Source organism: Pararhizobium sp. IMCC21322 (assembly GCF_030758295.1).
Lineage (GTDB): Bacteria > Pseudomonadota > Alphaproteobacteria > Rhizobiales.
This window is the reverse complement of sequence record NZ_CP132335.1, coordinates 2,273,374-2,291,756: the sequence shown is the minus strand read 5'-3', so window position 1 is coordinate 2,291,756 and position 18,383 is coordinate 2,273,374. Positions and strand designations below refer to the sequence as shown.

Annotated in this window: 14 protein-coding genes; 5 read left to right on the top strand and 9 right to left on the bottom strand. The window is 52.4% G+C overall.

Features of this window, described 5'->3' with window-relative positions:
- Positions 1-31: 31 nt before the first annotated feature.
- Together RAL91_RS10995 and RAL91_RS10990 are read right to left on the bottom strand one after the other, a co-directional pair.
- Positions 32-886 (bottom strand): branched-chain amino acid aminotransferase, encoded by an 855-nt coding sequence (locus RAL91_RS10995; protein ID WP_306262187.1) that lies wholly within the window; start codon positions 884-886, stop codon positions 32-34.
- Between the two features lie 60 nt (positions 887-946).
- On the bottom strand, positions 947-2,974 hold the full coding sequence (locus tag RAL91_RS10990) for a tetratricopeptide repeat protein (RefSeq protein WP_306262185.1): 2,028 nt from the start codon (positions 2,972-2,974) through the stop codon (positions 947-949).
- Between the two features lie 240 nt (positions 2,975-3,214).
- On the opposite strand from RAL91_RS10990, the gene RAL91_RS10985 reads away from it, so the two are divergent.
- From RAL91_RS10985 to RAL91_RS10965, 5 genes are all read left to right on the top strand, one after another.
- Entirely contained in the window at positions 3,215-3,877 is a 663-nt protein-coding gene (locus RAL91_RS10985; protein WP_306262183.1) for a haloacid dehalogenase type II, read from the top strand.
- Between the two features lie 181 nt (positions 3,878-4,058).
- The gene (locus RAL91_RS10980) at positions 4,059-5,474 is read left to right on the top strand and encodes a saccharopine dehydrogenase NADP-binding domain-containing protein (protein ID WP_306262182.1); all 1,416 of its coding nucleotides are present in this window, start codon (positions 4,059-4,061) and stop codon (positions 5,472-5,474) included.
- 455 nt (positions 5,475-5,929) lie between these two features.
- Entirely contained in the window at positions 5,930-6,745 is an 816-nt protein-coding gene (locus RAL91_RS10975; RefSeq protein ID WP_306262180.1) for a PstS family phosphate ABC transporter substrate-binding protein, read from the top strand.
- 7 nt (positions 6,746-6,752) lie between these two features.
- Positions 6,753-8,627 (top strand): bifunctional diguanylate cyclase/phosphodiesterase, encoded by a 1,875-nt coding sequence (locus RAL91_RS10970; protein WP_306262178.1) that lies wholly within the window; start codon positions 6,753-6,755, stop codon positions 8,625-8,627.
- 182 nt (positions 8,628-8,809) lie between these two features.
- Positions 8,810-9,358 carry a tetratricopeptide repeat protein gene (locus RAL91_RS10965; RefSeq protein WP_306262176.1) on the top strand — a complete coding sequence of 183 codons (549 nt, stop codon included), beginning with the start codon at positions 8,810-8,812 and terminating at the stop codon, positions 9,356-9,358.
- A 58-nt stretch (positions 9,359-9,416) separates the two neighbouring features.
- Here RAL91_RS10965 and RAL91_RS10960 read toward each other — a convergent pair whose 3' ends face one another.
- The 7 genes from RAL91_RS10960 to RAL91_RS10930 form a co-directional block, all read right to left on the bottom strand.
- Entirely contained in the window at positions 9,417-10,499 is a 1,083-nt protein-coding gene (locus tag RAL91_RS10960) for an ABC transporter ATP-binding protein (protein ID WP_306262175.1), read from the bottom strand.
- Entirely contained in the window at positions 10,496-11,395 is a 900-nt protein-coding gene (locus RAL91_RS10955; RefSeq protein WP_306262174.1) for an AraC family transcriptional regulator, read from the bottom strand. The genes RAL91_RS10960 and RAL91_RS10955 overlap by 4 nt, the downstream gene beginning before the upstream one ends.
- 32 nt (positions 11,396-11,427) lie before the next feature.
- The gene (locus RAL91_RS10950) at positions 11,428-12,315 is read right to left on the bottom strand and encodes a carbohydrate ABC transporter permease (RefSeq protein ID WP_306262173.1); all 888 of its coding nucleotides are present in this window, start codon (positions 12,313-12,315) and stop codon (positions 11,428-11,430) included.
- The gene (locus RAL91_RS10945) at positions 12,312-13,205 is read right to left on the bottom strand and encodes a carbohydrate ABC transporter permease (RefSeq protein WP_306262171.1); all 894 of its coding nucleotides are present in this window, start codon (positions 13,203-13,205) and stop codon (positions 12,312-12,314) included. The genes RAL91_RS10950 and RAL91_RS10945 overlap by 4 nt, the downstream gene beginning before the upstream one ends.
- 65 nt (positions 13,206-13,270) lie before the next feature.
- Positions 13,271-14,548, bottom strand: a complete 1,278-nt coding sequence (locus tag RAL91_RS10940) for a sugar ABC transporter substrate-binding protein (protein ID WP_306262169.1) — start codon at positions 14,546-14,548, stop codon at positions 13,271-13,273.
- A 61-nt stretch (positions 14,549-14,609) separates the two neighbouring features.
- Complete coding sequence (locus RAL91_RS10935; RefSeq protein WP_306262167.1) at positions 14,610-17,225, bottom strand: GH116 family glycosyl-hydrolase; 2,616 nt, start codon at positions 17,223-17,225, stop codon at positions 14,610-14,612.
- A gap of 164 nt (positions 17,226-17,389) precedes the next feature.
- Positions 17,390-18,382 carry a tripartite tricarboxylate transporter substrate binding protein gene (locus tag RAL91_RS10930; RefSeq protein ID WP_306262165.1) on the bottom strand — a complete coding sequence of 331 codons (993 nt, stop codon included), beginning with the start codon at positions 18,380-18,382 and terminating at the stop codon, positions 17,390-17,392.
- Position 18,383: the final 1 nt, after the last annotated feature.

Genomic DNA, 18,383 nt, shown 5'->3' with positions numbered 1-18,383 from the left:
TTAAAAAATCAATCCATCCATCACCGCAGTCTTAGCTATGCGCAAACTGCCAATAGAGTTCACGCGCCAAAGCTGAAATTGGGCCAGGTTCAAAAGTGCGGTCTTCAAATCGAGTGACAGGCATTACCTTGGAATAATTGCCGGTTGAGAACACTTCATCTGCGGTGCGAAAATCATCATACGTCAATGACGCTTCCAAAACGTCAAGTCCCGCGCCACGCAACAATGCAATGATTCTTTGCCGAGTGATTCCGTCTAGAAACGTGCCGTTGGGAACAGGCGTGGCGACTTTTCCCTCCTTCACCATAAACGCGTTAGCTGTTGCAAATTCAGCCACATTGCCAAGCCCATCGCAACACAGCGCATTGTCAAAACCTGTCGCCTGCGCTTCCCGCAGCATCCGACCATTATTTGGGTAAAGGCACCCGGCTTTCGCATTCACCGGCATCGAATTGATCGTGGGGCGCTGAAACACAGTCGTGGTAGCTGTAAAGCCGCTCAGCTTTGGCATCGGGAGCACATAAAGGCAAAGCGCAAAACGTGTGCTTTGGGGGTTAGGTGGCACGGACATGAAGCCTCCCTCCTCTGCCCAATACATAGGGCGGACATAGAGCTCAGCGCCGGGCTCGAAACGTTTAAGCCCCTCACGGGCCAAATCCGCAATCGCCTCTGCTTGCATGGTTGGTTCCAACCCCAATGCAAGAGCGGATCGGTTCACGCGTCCACAATGTAATTCCAGATCCGGCATCACACCTTCAAAGGCGCGCGCGCCATCAAACACGCTGGACCCCAGCCACATTGCATGGCTCCGAGGCCCCAATATAGGGGCGTTGCCCTCCAGCCATGTTCCATCAAGCCAGGTCCATGTCTGTGACCAGTCAGTCATAAAATCTTCCAGACATATCGGGGACTCTTCCAAACATATCGGGCCTTTCGTTTTTCATTATCAGTTACTCTGAGCGATGGTCTGCTGAAGAACCTGAGCCCGAGCCAGGCTCTCAACCACGCGTTCAGCGTAAGCAGGGGCTGTTTCTGAGAGCACCGAAACCGCCGCTTCATAGGCCGCTATAGCGGCAATAACAGCTTCGGGATCCCTACGGCGATCTCCCATAGTGTGCAGTACATTGCCGATATTATTCTGCGTTACCGCCCACCGGGTCGGGTCTGTTTGCCGGTCAAAACTTTCCAATGCCAGGCTGAAGGCCATGAGCGCCGCGTCCAGATTATCGGTACTGTCGTTCTGCTCAGCAAGAAGCGCCAGGGCATTCCCGAGACTGTGCTGCGCTGTCGCCCACTCAATGACCGAGTTTTCCTTGTCCAATTGATCAATAGCTGCGCGGTAGGCGACAACTGCCTCGCTCACCAATTCGGTATTCTGCGCGCGCGCGCCAAGGCTCATGAGCGTTGAGCCAAGGTTTATCTGGGTTATGGCATGATCCTTAGGCAGATTCTCTGCTGTGCGCACCTCAAGCGCCGCACGATACGCAATGACTGCATCTTCCAATATGGCTGGATCGCCAGCTCTTTGCCCCAGAGCCTGCAGCGCTGCTCCCAGATTATGCTGTGTTGTTCCCCATTGAACCGGATAGTTTTCCCGATCCTGTACAGTCAGCGCAAGACGATAGGCGGAAACCGCATCAGCCAGCATCTGATTGTTAGCATCGCGGGTGCCAAGGGTATTCAGGGCCTCTGCCAGATGCCCCTGCAATTGTGCCCACATGAGGGGCGCGCGGCTGCGCGGCATTTCGACAATCGCATCCTGCAATGCGGTAATGGCCAGGCCAATTTCCTGATTGCGGTTATCTTTCTTGCCAAGGGCCGTCAGGGCGACGCCCATATCATTCTGGTTACGCGCCCAATCATCCGTAAAACGATAGCGTTCGAACATTTCTGCAGCGCTGCGATAATGGTCAATTGCGCTTTCCAATCGATTGGAATCTTCTGTCTGCAGACCAAGAACATATTCCGCATCGCCCAATGCATGATAGAGATTGCCGAGTTGCTGAAGCGATAATTCAGGCTTGGGATTTACCGATATCGGTGTAAGTGCCTCCAGAGTCGCTGCCATCCCGTCCGATATGCTATCAGCATCCAGGCGATCTACCACGGTCGACATTGACCAGATTTTCGCAGCGAATACAGTTTCCTGATCGGTGCCAAAATCGGTTTTCAAAGCCAGTTGATCTGTTGCGAAATGCGCGCGCCCACTATCGACGGGATAGTTCATCCGCAATTCAAGAAGTTGATCATCTGGCAGCACCTCTCCCCAGATCAACACATCTGCGCCCGTTTTGCGCGCGATCTCGACACTGTTTTCACTGGCTATCGATGCAAGTTTCAGTAGGCTGCCTGCATCGTCAACCAGCGCGCAATCCACAGTTTGCACCTGTATCAAGGGGCCATCTGAACCCTCGAACGTCTCTAAAGCGGATTGCACAAGACCGCTTTGTATGTTTTCCGCGTCATTTATCAATGGCAGTAGAATGACGCTCAGCTTCTGACCATCCACGGCTTGAAGGTTTGGTACGGACCTATCAACACAGGCCGCAAAGCTCTCGACCTCCGGCTTGGGACCAAAATACTGATAACCCAGAACTGCGGCCGCACCAATTACAGCTGCCACACAGAGCCCCAGAATACGCCTGCCCGGTTTGGGTTTGGGTTTGGCAATGATGGGCGTTTCTGCCAAGCGATCTTGAGCGTCTGCCGCAAATGTATCCGCGGCTTTCGCGGTTGATGGCTGCCCGGCAGCACCTTGGTTTCGATCTATAATTGGTAAGGGATCGTTTGCCCGCGGTCGAACGTCAGGCCCTCCAACTTCAGGCGCCCCAACTTCACGCCCTCTGGTTTCAGGCGACCTGACTTCAGGTGCTACAGAATCCGCTCTGGCTGGTTTTGGCAGAATGGAACCCGGGGACACTGCATCCTCCGGAATATCAGACGCCGGATTTTCCCACTTTTCTTTGTCGTTCACCCAAAACTCCTACTTCCAACCCTCGCCCAACTGAGTTTATTAGGCTTTGCTGCGGCGCGGCGTCAACACTGCCGAACTTCAACAAGCTATTACCCAATTGTATTATTGAAATCCGGACCAGGGTGCGGACCCTAAACTACTGAATGACGACACCGCCTGGTCTTCTGACTTTCATTCTGACGCAGTTACGTTAAACTGACAGCCTACACGGAATTAATCTTTCTCACCATATGAGTTAACATGCCCCACGCTGTCTATGTGTTCGACGCCTATGGAACACTGTTTGATGTTCACGCAGCCGTTAGAAAACACGCTGACACAATCGGCCCAGATGGCGCGCGCCTTTCTGAAATCTGGCGCGCCAAGCAATTGGAATATTCCTGGGTTCGCGCCCTTATGGGCCGTTATCAGGATTTTTGGGAATTGACCGAACAAGCGCTTGACCATGCATTTGCCTGTGTTCCAAGCGCTGACCCGAAATACCGTGAAGCGCTGCTGGATGCTTATCGCGAGTTGGACTGCTACCCCGAAGTTCCTTCTGTATTACGAGCACTTAAGGAACGAGGCGCGAAAACTGCGATTTTGTCCAATGGCTCGCCAGACATGCTGGACAGCGCCGTAAAATCAGCAAAAATTGATACTCTGCTGGATGAAGTTCTGTCTGTCGACGAATTGCGGACCTACAAAACGGCTGAACCCGTCTATGAAATGGCGACAACCACATTTCGCGTCTTTCCTGATGCTATTTCCTTTCAGTCATCAAACCGCTGGGATGTGGCAGGCGCAACCGCATTTGGATTCCGGACTGTTTGGGTCAACAGAACCGGCCAGCAGGATGAGTATCGGGATTTGAGCCCCGCTGCGGTGCTGGCGACACTGGACGGTCTTCCGGCTCTCGGCTGACGCAAACGCATAATTGTTGCGGGTTATGACGATGTCATGGTCCTGTCACAAATGCGCTGCAAGGATGAATTCCACTGAAAAAAGCAATTCCCAATTGAACTTTTCAGTTTCAGTCCTGTAAGATCATCCTATCCACAATCAGAATCCTCCCTCTCCCAGACGCTCCCCTTGGAAGGCCTGCATGTCACAGAAACAGAGTTTTGACGGTACGTTCGTGCTGCTGGGGTTTGGCTCCATCGGTAATGCGGGCCTCGACATTATCTTCAATCATATAGACTTGGACCCGGCCCGTTTTTTCGTTGTTTCAGAGAGCTTTGACCGCGCTGATTTGCATCAGGATCACGGCGTATCCTTTGTCGAAAGCTGCATAAATTCCAAGAATCTGGATGATGTGCTGGACCAGTTTTTCAACGATGGCTCAGGCATTCTGGTCAATGCATCTGTAAACATCTGCAGCAAGGCCCTGATCGAGTACTGTCAGCGACGCTCCATTCTTTATGTTGATACCAGTTTTGAAATCTGGGCGGATCTCGTCGGCTCAGAAGATATGATCAATAATGGGGGGCGCTTCAGCGACATACAGCAAGCCAAGAAACGCTTTTCCGGCGGCGCGACCGCCATTACCTGTCACGGTGCCAATCCGGGCATCGTCAGCCATTTTGCCAAGCGCCTTATCTGCATGCTGGGGCAAGAGGTACTGGGGTCGGAGTTCTCACAACCTCGCTTACAAACCGATTGGGCAGAGCTTGCTCAGACGCTCGGTATTACCTCTGTGATCATAACCGAGATGGATGACCAGCGACCAGACACGCCGTCCACTGAAAAGATGGCGCTGAACACATGGTCCATATACGGGCTGCTGGAAGAGGCATCTGAGAAAATCTGCGTTCCCTTCGGCACCCATGAACCCGTAGACGAAGCCATTGCACCTTTTGTCCTTGATGCCAGCGGTGTGCGCTATCTGGAAGTTGATACGCGCTCTGCGCTTTACCACTCCCTTGGATACTCACCCACTTTTGGCGTGTTCTCAGGAATGGTCATTCCGCATGTGGAAGCCTTCACGATTGCCAATTTTCTCTCGCTGCGTGATGGCGATGAACTGCTTTATCAACCCACATCCTATTTCTGCTATCAGCCCTGCCCTGCAGCACAGGATACGGTCATCAACGCTTCTGGAAACGACTGGCACCCGGATGGGCCGGTTCGGGTGATGCTGGAAGAAATTGATCGTGGCATCGACTCTCTTGGCGTCATGATTTTCCGCGACACCACCGATGAAGTGGCGTGGTATGGTTCGGAGGTTTCCACAGAAATTTCCCGAGCCTACAAGACGACAAACGCCACCAGCCTGCAGGTTATAGCCGGGCTCATTTCATCGATACTCTATGTGATGGCTCATCCACGCGAAGGCTTGCTGGAGCCCGAGGATCTGGACACTGATTTCATACTCGGGATTGCTGAACCCTATCTCGGCAATGTCTATACCCACCGGGTAAAAGCACCGTTTGCGGATGGCAAAAGCCTGTTTGGCCGACATCCACTCACTACGCCTCGTGAAATCCAGGCCGATCCCCGCACCATTGGTGTGCCGCTCTAGGGGGCTCACCAGAATATCCCGATGCGTGTGAAAACGCCCTTGTCATCGCCAGCGTTGAGATCGGCCGGTTTCAAATAAGTTCAGCATAGTTTTGTCGGAGGCCTCATCGCGCTTTGCCTCGGCCCGCATCGACCGGGTCTTGCGCTGCTCGTCCCCCGGCAGTCCGCAATATGCAAACAACAGACTGGCGTTACGAAATTATCCGCCGTCCGTCGCAAATAGCAGCTGCAAGCAGCACAGATTGGTGGCGATATTTTTGAAAATATAATGCGATCTATCTGGGAAAGAGTGATCCGAATTGACTGGATTCACGTAAGGAAGTCGTGATGTAATTCTGAAGAAAAATCGGAATTACATTCTATCAATTACTTTTTTCATTATTGTGTAATTCTTCACGCTTTTATGAACAGCCTCTACAATCGCTAGGTTAATACAATTTAAGCGCCAGGATCACAATGCGTCTATCATCAATACTTACCGGAATTTTTTCATTCCTGATCGTCAGCGCTAACGGAATAGCCCACGGAGACACCCTGCGTATCGGTGGAACCGGTGCTGCGCTGGGCGGTATGACTCTGCTTGGTGCTGCCTTTGAAAAACAAAACCCCGGCGCAATGATAGAGGTTCTTCCCAGCCTGGGAAGCTCGGGAGGCATAAAAGCCCTGATCGCAGGTGTCATCGATCTTTCAGTCGCGTCGCGTGTATTGAAAAGGGACGAAAAAGTACAGGGGGTTGAAGCAAGGCTTTATGCCATAACGCCTCTTGCTGTTGCCACATCATCAGGCACAGATGCGGATGCGGTAACAACCGAGCAACTTGCACAGATGTATTCCGGGGAAATGACTTATTGGCCATCCGGTCAACCAGTGAGACTGGTTCTTCGGCCAATGTCGGAAACAGACACACAAATTTTGAGCGGCCTGTCTGACGGAATGTCGCAGGCCATCAAAGCCGCGCATCAAAGACCGGGCTTGCTGAAAGCGATAAATGATCAGGACAACGCCGATATGCTTGAACAACTGGATGGATCCATAGGTGCAATCGCTATGGGCCAGATTATGACAGAGAACAGACGCGTAAAGGTTTTGCCCCTCAATGGTATTCTGCCGGAAGTTGGTGGTGATTCCAGCCAGGACCTGAGGCTCCGCAAGAGCTTGTACATTGTGAAAACGCAGCGCCAGTCAAACATGGCTTCTCAATTTTTCGATTTTGTCTTTTCTGAAAAGGCGCAATCCATACTGGCCGCAACCAACCATGCGCCAGCGCGGTGACACTGAGATGAAATCCCCAACATCAATGACAACACCGCAGACTGCGCCCGGCATGGTTCAATTTTCCACGCTGATGGCACTTTTAGTTGCAATTTTTATCGCGGTTTTTCCGCCGCTGCTGCACTACTACTACAGCGCACAATTAGAACGCGGCCAAATTGAATCAGAAGCCAAACTGCACGCCAAAACCCTTTCGCAACTCATAGGGCGCAACCCGGCTTTGTGGCAGTTTGAGACCCTTCGCATCAATGAGTTGATCGAAGTTGACCATCTGGCACACAAAATCGAAGTCAAGAATGCTGACGCTGAAACTGTGACGCAGACAGGTGTCGATAATGTCCTCAAACCGTATGTTTCGGTTACACAACCGCTCCATGATGCCGGGCGCGAGGTCGGATATCTTGTCGTCACCCACAGTCTTCTCAAAGTAGCCAATAGTTCCGCTTTGCTGCTTTTGGTGACGTTGATTATTGCTTTTGGTGCATTTTTCTTCCTGCGGACATTCCCTTTGAACCTTCTCAGGCGTGCAAGCGAGCAGTCATCTTTTCTTGCAAGTCACGATCCTCTTACCAATTTGCCCAACCGCTCCGTTTTCAATGAGTGGCTTTTGCACTCTATCGGAGACGCTGATCGCCAAAAAACCTCTCTGGCTGTTCTCTGCATCGATCTGGATCATTTCAAGGAAGTCAATGACATTCTCGGTCACGCCGCTGGCGATCGGTTGTTGAAACAAGCCGCCGAACGGATGACATCTTCCTTGCGCGGCAATGATGTACTTTCACGGCTCGGCGGTGATGAATTTGCAATCATCCAGAAACACGCTGACCAGCCTTCTGGATCCTCGGCCCTTGCCGAACGATTGATCGCAGCATTCTCAGAACCGTTTGATTTGGATGGAAACGAAGTCATGACTGGGGTTAGCATCGGCATATCGTTGCGAACCGCTGGTAACGAAATCGACGGTCAGGCAATGCTGCGCCATGCAGATCAGGCCTTGTACAAGGCCAAAAGCGGAGAGCGCGGTACTTATCAGTATTTTGAAGAGGAGATGAATGATGCTCTGCTTACCCGTAAAAAGATTCAGACAAGCCTGAGGACGGCAATCCTGGAGGATGAGTTCGAGCTGCATTATCAGCCGCAGATAGATCTGGCGACGACTACGATCAAAGGCGTTGAGGCATTGCTGAGATGGAACCACAAAAAGGACGGGCCGATCTCAACCGAGAAATTCATCCCGTTAGCAGAAGAGTGTGGTCTCATTGTCCCCATCGGGGACTGGGTAATACGCCGGGCTTGCCGTGAAGCAAGGAACTGGCCCGAACTAACGTTTGCGGTGAACGTGTCACCTGTTCAATTCCGGCATGGCAATTTGGTTGCCACTGTCCGAAATGCACTTGAGGCTGAAGATATCAACCCTGCCCGTCTGGAAATTGAAATCACCGAAGGGGTCCTGTTGAGCGACACCGACGAAACCATATCGGTGCTCACAGAATTGCAGGCACTGGGCGTCAGGATTGCGATGGATGATTTTGGCACCGGCTACTCAAGCCTCAGCTATCTGCGTTGTTTTCCTTTTGACAAAATCAAGATCGACAAATCATTCACGCAAGATTTGGGCTCGTCTTCCGAGGCTGACAGCATTATCGAAGCGGTCATCAACCTTGGCGCCTCTATGGGAATGACCACAAATGCCGAAGGCGTGGAAACCATTGAGCAAGCAACATTACTAAAAAATCTTGGGTGCAAGGAAGTCCAGGGCTTCCACTTCAGCAGACCAGTGCCATCGGCTGCTATTTCCGAACTATTGGCTGATTGGGAATGGAGCAAATACGAAGACGGGAAATCAATAGGGTTCCATTCGCAAAAACGGAGGCGAGCTTAATATGGCCATCGCGTTTTCTAATGTGTGCGGCTCTCGTTGTAGGTGAAGCCAGCTTCGTTCCTGGTGATGCCTAAGCTGTGTTCAATAGACCAGAGGTCGCTTGGGTAATGCAGGGGTCTGAACTCCATTGTGGATCACCCCTTGCCAAGCTTTGGCATCGTGCCATATTCTTAGGAATGCTTGTGCTCCGATCCCTGTTCTTAATTATTTTTCTCACGCTTTTGCCAGGCAACAGCTTTGCTGACCAAGCTGACCCGCGCCTTCCAGACCTGTTCGATGAGTTGAAGTCGGCAGCTGATGCTGGCGAGGCGGCTGTTGTGGAACAACAGATCTGGGAAATCTGGCACACGGCTCCCAACGAAGAGTTGCAGCAATTGATGCGTCAGGGCATGGACGCCATGAATAATTCAGACCTTGCGCAGGCACGCAGCGTATTTGATGAGATGATTAAACTTGCTCCCGATTATGCTGAAGGGTGGAACAAGCGTGCAACGGTGCATTACCTGATGCAGAACCTGCCGGCCTCGCTTGCCGATATTGCCGAAACCCTGAAACGGGAACCGCGCCATTTTGGCGCTATTGCCGGGCGCGGACTGGTGCATATTCGCGGCAATCAACTGGCAAAAGCTGCCGAAGCTTTCGAAGACGTGCTGACCATCAGCCCCCAGAACCCCGGTTCACAGTCAAATCTTGACGCCATCCGGGAAGCCCTTGGGCAAAAGGATATCTGAGATACCTTCTACACCATGAGCGATGTAAATCAGGCGTTGTCGTAGTCCCACCGCGCCATCACATTTGCGGGGATTGCAGACACGCACCTGTTGCTGCATCAAATTGGTACATCAGTTTTGGCTCAATATTCAGGCCAACACTCTCGCCGGTCTTGACGGCAGTCTGGCCCGGAACTTTTGCAACAAACTGATCGGGGTGATCTTCCAGTTGCAGATATAAAAACGACTCACCCCCCAGCTGTTCCACCAGCAGCACACGGCCTTTCAACAGGCTCTGGTCCGGAGCGCCAAGCTGAATATGTTCAGGCCGCAAACCAAGCGTGAAATCGCTTCCAACGGCGCTGGTTGCGACCGATTGACGGCACAATTGTCCACCGGGAAGAGCGTAGTTTTCATCTCCTGAAACTGTCGCGTTCAGAAAATTCATTTGCGGCGAGCCGATAAAGGCAGCGACAAACTTGTTGACCGGCGCGTTATACAGCTCCAGCGGCGTGCCAACCTGCTCTATTTTACCATCCCTGAAGACGACAATTCGGTCGGCCATGGTCATGGCTTCGACCTGATCATGAGTCACATAGATCATTGTGCGCTTGAGGCGCTCATGCAGCGCTTTTATTTCCACGCGCATATGCACGCGCAATTCCGCATCAAGGTTGGACAAGGGCTCATCGAACAAAAACAAATCCGGGTGTCGGACAATCGCGCGTCCAATCGCCACTCGCTGGCTTTGGCCTCCGGATAATTCGCCGGGACGCCGATCCAACAACATCTCAATCTTCAGCGTGCTGGCGGCTTCGTCAACGAGACGCTTGATCTCCGGTTTTGACAACCGTGCCTGCTCCAGACCAAAGGACAGGTTCTGCCTCACAGTCATATTCGGATACAGCGCATAAGACTGGAAAACCATGGCGACACCGCGTTTTACGGGTGCTTCGTCATTGACGATCTGGCCATTGATCAAAAGCTCGCCACTCGTGATTGTTTCCAATCCTGCGATCATTCTCAGGATTGTGGATTTGCCGCAGCCCGAGGGGCCGACAAAGACCAGAAACTCTCCCTCCTCGATTTCCAGATCGACACCATGAATAACCTGAAGCGCCTTGTAGGATTTTTTGAGGCCTTTCAGTTGTAGATGGCTCATGATCCCACCGTGCTGCGGTAGCGTTGACCGCGATAATCGGTCGGTGTCAGGCCGAGATATTTACGGAATGTTCTTGAAAAATGCTGCGAACTGGCGAAGCCCATATCGTGCGCGATGTCCGTAATTGAAAGGGCGCCATCGCTGAGCCATTCACAGGCTTTTTTAATGCGCAAACGTTGCACATAGTCACTCGGCGCCATTCCAACCTCGCGCCGAAAAACGGCATGGAGATGCCCGCGCGTACAGCCAAGCCTCTGTGCCAGCACTGATACCTGCGGCCATTCATTCACGTCATCGTGGATGATCTCCAGGACCTTTTGCACCAGTTCATCTGGCGATTCATTTCCCGGATTTGTTTCATGTGCCTTCCACGTTTCGACCATGATCAAATGCAGATGTGCCCTCAACTCCGAGATCAGAAGCGGCGCGCCAGAGTAAATCCGCTTGTCTTTCATTATTCGGATAACACAGGAGATGCTGTTCAGCCCCTGCTCCGAAATTGGCCGCGTCAACCCGCTGCGCCCCAGAGCACTTTCAAAAAGCGTACGGTTGCTGTCGGTCAGCATAGCGGGCCTGATCTGTTCATTGACAGCTGTCATCACCATCCAGAAAGAGGCACAGGGAGGATAAATACCGTTGGTAATCCGGTGTTTCAATTGCGAGGGAAACAATGCGCATTGGCCCGCGGACAGCGGGACCAGGAAATCATCTTCCAACTCCCAGCAGGCATCCCCTTCCAGCAGAAAGACCAGCTCGGCTCCCTGATGATGTGCCCAGTCATCGGATGTGGCGACCGACGATTGAAACTGAGCGTAGCCAAACCGGAAGATTTCCGGAACACCGATTTCATAACCCGCGATGGAGCCTGTATACTGACTGGCCTGAGATCCAAGCATAATCTACGATCCTACCATGTAAATTGCGACGTTCATTTCTTCACTCCCGTACTGGCAATGCTTTCCACGATGAACCGTTGTGCGATCAGAAAAACCAGCAACAGGGGTAATATGGACAGGGCGACAGCTGCCAGAATGACAGACAATTCCTCGGCTCCATAACTGCCAAACAGCGACAGAATACCGACCGGTAATGTCATCACATCGAACGAGCGAATGAACACAAGCGGCAACAGGAAATTGTTCCAGCTTGTGGTGAAAACGATAATCGAGAGAGCCGCAATTGGCGGCCCCATTTGCGGCAATGATATGCGCCAGAAGATGGTCCAGTAGCTGGCACCGTCGACAAAGGCGCTTTCTTCATATTCACGGGGCTGACTGCGCATAAACTCGCGCATCATCAATATGGCCAACGGATTGGCAAGGGCAGGTAAGATAAGCGACCAGAGTGTGTCGATCAGCCCCAATGCGGCCAGCCCGAAAAACAGCGGGATGAGCACCAGTGCTGGCGGCACCATTAGTCCGATCAGCATTGAGGCAAACAGGATGTTTGATCCTGGAAACCGAAGGCGGGAGAATGCAAAAGCCGCCATCGCGCTGGTAAACACCACTCCAATTGTCGTGATGGCTGCCACCAGAAAGCTGTTCCAATACATGGGGAGAAACGGGATAGGACCATCCTTCAACTTTCCATAGGACGAGACATCAAACTGATCAGGGAAGAAACTGGGCGGTAAGCGATAAGCTTCAGCGACTGGTCGCAGACTGGTTGAAAACGTCCATAAAAATGGCAATAGCATGAAGACTGCACCCACAGCCAGGAGGACCATAACGATCCAGTTCCGCCAATGAATGACGCGCGTGGCGCTGTAAAATCTGACTGCGAAACCAGTGTTTTGTGACAGTGTGGCGGGTCTCATCGGCTCCGGCCCCGCTGCATGAATGTCACAAACCCCATCTGACAGGCCACAACGAATGCGATTGTGATGAGAAGGATCAGCGCGGATGCCGCGCCTGTTCCAAGGTCACCAGCGCTGAACGCTTCCGACACCATATACATGACGACAGAACGGGTCGCGTCACCCGGACCACCATCGGTCAAAATCTTGATGGAATCAAAGACCTGAAGACCGCCAATTGTTGCATAAGTCACGCAGAAAACGATAACCGGCGCGATGAAAGGGATTTTTATGCGTGTGAGCACAGCAAAGGGGCGCGCACCGTCAATGGCAGCGGCCTCAAGAAGGTTGCGCGGCACGCCCTGAAGCGCTGCCAGAAAAATGATGACGAAGAAGCCCATATTCTTCCAGACATCGACGATCACAACCGAAATCATGGCCATGCTGGAACTGGTCAGCCAGGGAACATTCTCTATGCCAATCTGGCGCAGATAATAATTGATGATGCCAAGATCCGTGGAATAGAGGAACTTCCAGATGAAGGACACAAACGCCAGTGAAACAAGCACCGGCAGAAAATAGGCCAGTCTGAAGAAATACAAGACGGGCCCGGGAATGGCCCGGTCCAGCGCCAATGCCACAAGCAAGCCCAGCCCAACATTGCCAATAACGGAGAAGGAGATGAAATAGAACGTATTTCGGAAGGTCTTCCAAAATCTGGGATCGTTGAGAATCCAGTCAAAATTCTCCCACCCAACCCAATCTATTGTCCAGCTGATCCGGTCCATCTGCGAGAAAGACAGCCCCAGGGCTGCCAGCAAAGGTACCAGCAAAAATACCAGATAAATAAGATAAGCAGGCAGAACAAACAGATAGCCGGCGCGTATTTCACGTTGGCGTAATGTTGACATAAACCCAGCTCCGGCACCCAAATTGAACCTGGCTGTGATGACAGCCAGGCCTTTTTGCGAGACGTCTATTTTACGCGAGACATGGCACGCTGCAACTCGCGGTCCAATCCGGCAATGGTATCGTCCAGACTCACCTCATCATTGAGGTACGTGGACAGATGGCGTCCTGTGATTTCCTGAACGGTGGCAAAGTTGGATGGCGATGTAACAGGGATTGCTGTTGCAGCCGTTTCGTAGAAGATCTCTGAATTGTCAGGCCATGCAACGTATTCTTCTGTCGTGGCAAATTCCCTTGCCGATGGAATGGATGCGCCGCCGTCAGCAAGGCTCTTCTGATATTCCTTGCCTGTCATCTCAGCCACAAAAGCCCATGCCAGATCGCGATTTTCTGCCTCTTTGGTGATGGACAGACCACCAATGCCAAACACAGTCGTCTGCACCGTGTTTTTGGGCATGTGCTGCACACCAACATTTTCCATACCGGCTTCTTTTATAGACGGGACAGGCCAGTGACCTGCCGAGAACATGGCAACCTGTCCAGCTGTAAACTTTTCAGTTCCAACGCCAGATTCATAGGCAGGCGCGACCTTATGAGTGTGGATCAAATCATGCAGATATTGTAGTGACTCGCGAAATTGCGGTGTGTCCACAGTTGGCTCGCGCCAGTCATCATCAAGGATTGCAGCACTGTTTGTGAAATACCAGGGTTGCTGGCCAAAGTTGAACCCTGGAACGAAATAGCCGTATTGGGTCACATTGCCTGAATCGTCGCGTACGGTCAGTTCTTTTGCAGTCACGACAAAATCATCCCATGTCCAGTCAGATGCCGGATAGTCTGCACCAGCCGCGTCAAACGCATCCTTGTTGTAGTACATGACGATGTTATTCCATTCGGTCGGGAAGAAATTCAGCTGACCCGTTCCCTTGGTGCGCATACCGTTCAAAAGGTTTGCTTCAATTCCTTCAAGCACCTCTTTTGCCGCCGCATCTTCTGCGGCAATGCTGTCAAGATCGACCAGTACGCCAGAACTGGCCAGTTGCGCGAAGCCCTCGATCGCTGCGCCAATAATGTCTGGTGAATTTCCAGAGGCAATCTGATTGATAATCGCGTTGTTGTAGTCGCCCCAATTACCTGCAACGACTGGAATGTATTGCGTCTCAATCGTTACATTGGGATATTTTTCTTTGAAGCGTTCGATTGCAGCGCTCGTCGCCGAAATCACATTTTCTGCTGACCACTGGGTTACTTTCAGCGTCGCAATTATGTCGCTTGCCGGCTGCGCCTGAGCGCTCAGACCTGTCAGCGCTCCAAGTAAGGCGACTGATGTAAATAGTTTTCTCATTGCGTTTCCTCCTTATGATTTTGCTGCGGCTATGCTTCAGATGTCGGACAGTTTTTCAGATCTACAGGTGAAGATGGGTGCCGACTTCCAGATTCACCCGTCCCTTCTCTGCCTTCACGCCCAACACTGATCCAATGTGCTCGGCGCTGAATACCTGACCGTTCAAGGACAGGGTTTTGATCGAGAGCGCGCCTCCAAGGACAGACAGTCTTGTGGTGTCCTCCGCGATCTCAATCTGCCCCCATGACAGACCGTTCGACCAAAGGCTTTTGAAGTGACCGTCCTTGGTATGCACCGGGGCAAAACCCATATGCGCGGCAGAGGCGTCGTATTCAAAACCGGTCAAAACAGGAATGGCAGCATAGCTGGCCATGGAGCGCGCGTAATTTGAACCACACTCAATTTCGTTCCATGGGTTTCGGTTGTGTCCCTGATATCGGTCCCGGACGGCTTCAAAGACACGGATACCTTTGTCGACTTCGCCAATCATCATGAGTTGACAGCCGAAGGCGTATTCAAAGCCGTGCATGGTTTCCTGAGAATATGGCAAAGGAATTACCGGTCGATCCACGCCATTGGGCCAGCTGCAAATGGTCGTGCCACTTTCCTCTTCCATCCCGAAAACCCGGCAAGGGTTGGCAAGATCACCAATGCGCTCAACGAAATTGTGCTCATAGATAGAGCGTACAGCAGTCGCAAATTTGTCCGGATCATACAGATGCTCCAGTCCGTAAAGACGGGCATGCCATTCAGCCAGCACCTGATCAATCGCACAGCCTTCGCCGATCTGATATTTGATCTCGCTGTGCTCATCGCTCCAGTATTGCTGGTAAATGTCGCCCGACATATGCATGACCTGCCCTTTATCGGTCACGAAGGGTGCAAGTGTCTTCTTGTCCTCAACATTGATCTGCTGCATGAACCAGTCGCCGTTGAACAAATGTTCGCCAACCCAGTTTTTGCCGTTGGCAAACAGCTTTCGATAGAGCTCTGCTGACTGCGTATCACCAACCGTTTCCGCCATCTGCGCCCCAGCCGCCAGCGCGCCAAGATAGAAACCGCAAAGCCATGAGCTTGGGCCAAAAAGCTCCATATCGAGTGTATGGTGCTGACGCCCGCTCAAAATGCCGGTCTGGTCCGGGTCCCACAAATCATGATTGTTCGGATGCCAGGCAAAATCGATGGCGGCTTTAATATGCGGCCATAATTGTTTCAACCAATCGTCATCGCCGTGGAGTTTCCAATCGCGAAAGGCCTTCATGACATTGCCGAACTGCCCATCAGCACAGGGTCGGACCGTGCTGCGGCCAATGCCCTTTGGAAGCGCCATGCGAAACGCCATGCCACCACTTTCAGGGTCCTGATTTTCCACAAAATCGGCAACACGCATTGAGCGTTCCAACGCGGGAAACAGGAACGGCAGAGCCTGCTGGTAGTTCCAGACATGGGTACAGGAGCCTTCGCAACAACCTGATGACGGATGACACCCTTCAAACCCGTAAAACGTGCCGTCCTCCAGCCGCAAAACAGTTGCGGATTTCAAAATGGACAAATTGGCGGATACGGCATCTGTAATGACATGAGGCAACGTCGTGTCTGTCAGCGCGTCGCGAAAGCCCAGAGTTTGTTCGGTGAGGTGGTTCCAGTTTTCCAGCACTTCATCGGCCACCGCCTCTGACCCGGTCCATTCCGTTGCATAATAATTGCGCCACTGGGATTGGGTTTCCTGCGTTCCGCAGCAAGTAATCGGGAATTGTGAAATCCAGTATTTCTGCACATTTGGGACGTACCATGACAGCGCAACTCGTATGGTTCCGGTCTCCCCCGGCGGCACAGTGACGTGCGCTGCCATCAGGGAATGCTCATTGGCATCGGCCTGATTGTGGGCTTCCAGCCCTTTCAAATCTGTATATTTGCGATCCTTCAGGCGGCCACCCTTTGAGATGTCGGCCCAGTAAACCTCCATCGTGTCAAACCAGTTTCCACGATACAAGTGATGCTGAAAGCTGACATCGTCATGATCTGTTGCAAGGCTCAATTGGGCATGGTCGGCATGGTCTGATGGATGGGACGTCGTCCCGGTCAGCCGCAACCCCTTGCTCGTGTCTATCGTCACATTTGCATTAGCGCCAACATCGACAAAGTCGAAGGCGAGGCATCCAAACAATGTGTAGTCGAGCGGCGTGTCACCATCGTTCACAAAGGACACTTCAAACATCGCAACCGGCATCGAGCTTTCACGATCACGCAGCGGTATAAAGGGGCTTAATGCCCGCATTTTCACGGTGCCCGGGAATGCGATGTCTTCGAATTCCAGGTCAGCTGCCGGATAAGGGCCGGTCAATGTAGACTTCCGGAAGGACGGGAATCCCGTCATCTGTGGTCGGCGCGGCCCAAAACCAAAGGCATTATACTGGGCACCCAGAAATGACCCGCTGCGATTGCCGGTGAAAGGCCCATGGAGAATTCGGGTATCAACGACCTGCCCTGCGCGTTCAGCCCTGACCGCAAAATGGGTAAATCCATTCACGCTGCCCTTGGAGGGTCGGTTGAAAACCTCCCAGTCCTGGAGGCGTCCATCTGCGCCGATGCCTAGTGATCCGGCACCAATACCGCCAAGCGGAAAAACAGCATAAGGCGCGTTTGAGGCTGTATAGGCCCAAGGGCTTTTCGTCATATCAAGTCCTCCCAAGACGAAGCTTAGTGAGGCACATTAATCCTGTCGTTCACAGTTGTAATATGACATTTGTGCACATTTGATCAGAATTTCATAAGCCGATGCAGATCAAACTGTGGCTGATGAATAACCGGGAAGGCAGTGCCTTCCCGGTTTTCGTTGGCCTAGCGGGTTCCAGCCAGACCGAGTTCTTCAAGGTTCGTCTTCCAGCGCTCGGATTCCTGCGCCACAAATTCTGCAAAATCTGCAGGCGTGCTTGTCTGCACAACAGCGCCTGCACTGGCAAAACGCTCGGCAACAGCGGGGTCTGAAAGAGCCTTGTTGGCCGCAGCATTGACCACATCCACAATTTCAGATGGTGTTCCCTTGGCCATAAAGAGGCCATACCAGGCTTCCGCAGAATAGCCCGGCATGACGGTTGCAGCCAATGTTGGCACACCCGGCAGAAGCGGAAATTCCTCAGCGCTGCTCACGGCCAAGGCAATGAGTGCACCGGCCTTGATCTGAGGCAGTGCTGGCGGCATGCCTGCCATGAACATGTCCACTTCACCGGCCAGGACTGCTGTGGTGGAGGCTTTTCCGCCCTTGTAAGGCACGTGAACGATATCAATTCCATGGATGTTTGCCATTGCATCTGTGCCCATGTGCTGAAGCGAGCCAACACCGGGACTGGAGTAATTGAGATCACCGGGCTTGGACTTTGCAAGCTCAACGAATTCTTCAATCGTGTTCACGCCAAGATCTGGCGACACAACAACCACATTGGGAATGGAAGCCACACGCCCCACAATTGCAAAGTCCGTTGCCGGATCAAACGGTGGCGTGGCAGGCAGCCATGTGGCAATTGCCATATTAATGGTGCCGATGAAGATTTCGTAACCGTCTGGTTCGCCACGCGATACCGCTTCTGCAGCGACATTACCAGCAGCACCCGGTTTGTTTTGAACAACGACTGGCTGCCCCAGCGCAGCGGCCAATTCCTCCGACATGGAGCGCGCCAGAACGTCTGGTCCAGAGCCGGGCGATGAACCGACGACCAATGTTATCGGCCGCTCCGGATAGTCCGCAAGCACTGGAGACGTTGCGGCCAATATGGCCGTTGTCCCGACTGCCAATGCGCCAAGCATTGATTTTCTAATGAGATTTCCAAACTGCATT

What these genes read in the sequence shown, in the direction of transcription:
- RAL91_RS10930 (WP_306262165.1), bottom strand. Translation starts at nt 18,382, where the DNA reads ATGCAGTTTGGAAATCTCATTAGAAAATCAATGCTTGGCGCATTGGCA.
- RAL91_RS10945 (WP_306262171.1), bottom strand. Translation starts at nt 13,205, where the DNA reads ATGTCAACATTACGCCAACGTGAAATACGCGCCGGCTATCTGTTTGTT.
- RAL91_RS10970 (WP_306262178.1), top strand. Translation starts at nt 6,753, where the DNA reads ATGAAATCCCCAACATCAATGACAACACCGCAGACTGCGCCCGGCATG.
- RAL91_RS10955 (WP_306262174.1), bottom strand. Translation starts at nt 11,395, where the DNA reads ATGCTTGGATCTCAGGCCAGTCAGTATACAGGCTCCATCGCGGGTTAT.
- RAL91_RS10960 (WP_306262175.1), bottom strand. Translation starts at nt 10,499, where the DNA reads ATGAGCCATCTACAACTGAAAGGCCTCAAAAAATCCTACAAGGCGCTT.
- RAL91_RS10980 (WP_306262182.1), top strand. Translation starts at nt 4,059, where the DNA reads ATGTCACAGAAACAGAGTTTTGACGGTACGTTCGTGCTGCTGGGGTTT.
- RAL91_RS10950 (WP_306262173.1), bottom strand. Translation starts at nt 12,315, where the DNA reads ATGAGACCCGCCACACTGTCACAAAACACTGGTTTCGCAGTCAGATTT.
- RAL91_RS10940 (WP_306262169.1), bottom strand. Translation starts at nt 14,548, where the DNA reads ATGAGAAAACTATTTACATCAGTCGCCTTACTTGGAGCGCTGACAGGT.
- RAL91_RS10935 (WP_306262167.1), bottom strand. Translation starts at nt 17,225, where the DNA reads ATGACGAAAAGCCCTTGGGCCTATACAGCCTCAAACGCGCCTTATGCT.
- RAL91_RS10975 (WP_306262180.1), top strand. Translation starts at nt 5,930, where the DNA reads ATGCGTCTATCATCAATACTTACCGGAATTTTTTCATTCCTGATCGTC.
- RAL91_RS10985 (WP_306262183.1), top strand. Translation starts at nt 3,215, where the DNA reads ATGCCCCACGCTGTCTATGTGTTCGACGCCTATGGAACACTGTTTGAT.
- RAL91_RS10995 (WP_306262187.1), bottom strand. Translation starts at nt 886, where the DNA reads ATGACTGACTGGTCACAGACATGGACCTGGCTTGATGGAACATGGCTG.